Raw genomic sequence first — 882 nt, 5'->3', positions numbered from 1 at the left:
CGCCGAGGCGGCTCGCCGCCGCACGTGGATCGAGCCGACCGTCCCCGGCGAGTTCCGACCCGAGGACGTAGGCACGATCAGCAGTGGAGTCGACGGAATCGTGCCAGCGGGTGGTGGCGCTGTCCGAAGTATCGGCACCGCGGGTGCCGGCAGCCGTCAGCCGTGCCACGAGGTCGGCGGCAGCGAGTTTCGCATCGGCTCGGATGAAGCCGCCGATGCGGGCGTTCGTGGCACGGTCGTCGGTGTCGATCTGCCACACCGTCGTCGAGGGATGGAAGAGGTCTCCGAAACGCATCGTGAACTGATTGAGGGAGGCTCCGAAGACCACGGCGACATCGGCTTCCCGGACGCGATCCATCGCGGCCGGGGCGCCGAAGCCGCCGGCGACTCCCAGGTCGTGTTCGGCAGCCGGGAAGAGATTGCGGCCCAGCGCGGTCGTCACACTCAGCGCACCCGTGAGCTCGACGAGTTGACCTAGCTCGTCACTGGCTCCGGCCAACCAGGCTCCGCGACCGGCGAGCAGCAGCGGGCGCTTCGCCGCAGCCAGATCTGTGGCGAGACGATCCAAGGCCGCATGAGTGAACTCCCCGGTCGGTGCTGTCGGTGCCGGACGGCTGGGACCGGGGACGGCCGGAATCTCACCGATCTGAAGAGTCGCGACATCGTAGGGGATCGCGAGCACCACGGGCACCCGGTAGGTCAGCGCGTGCTCGATCGCGGTCACGGTCGCGGCGGCCGCATCGACCCGACCGACGGTGTACGTGCGTACACCCACCGCCGAAGCCATGGCGATCTGGTCGACGTCCCACGGCCGCGGACCCGATGTCGGCTCATCCCCGACGACGAGGACGAGGGGAACTCTGGCTTGGGCCGCCTCGGCGA

General features: G+C 69.4%; 1 pseudogene. It reads right to left on the bottom strand.

Features of this window, described 5'->3' with window-relative positions:
- Window positions 1–882 (bottom strand): annotated as a pseudogene (locus AD89_RS0117775) (thiamine pyrophosphate-binding protein); the annotation flags it as partial.

The sequence above is a fragment of the Brevibacterium sp. VCM10 genome, from assembly GCF_000583215.1.
Lineage (GTDB): Bacteria > Actinomycetota > Actinomycetes > Actinomycetales > Brevibacteriaceae > Brevibacterium > Brevibacterium linens.
Note: the sequence above shows the minus strand (reverse complement) of the source record. Positions and strands in the feature narration are given on the sequence as shown.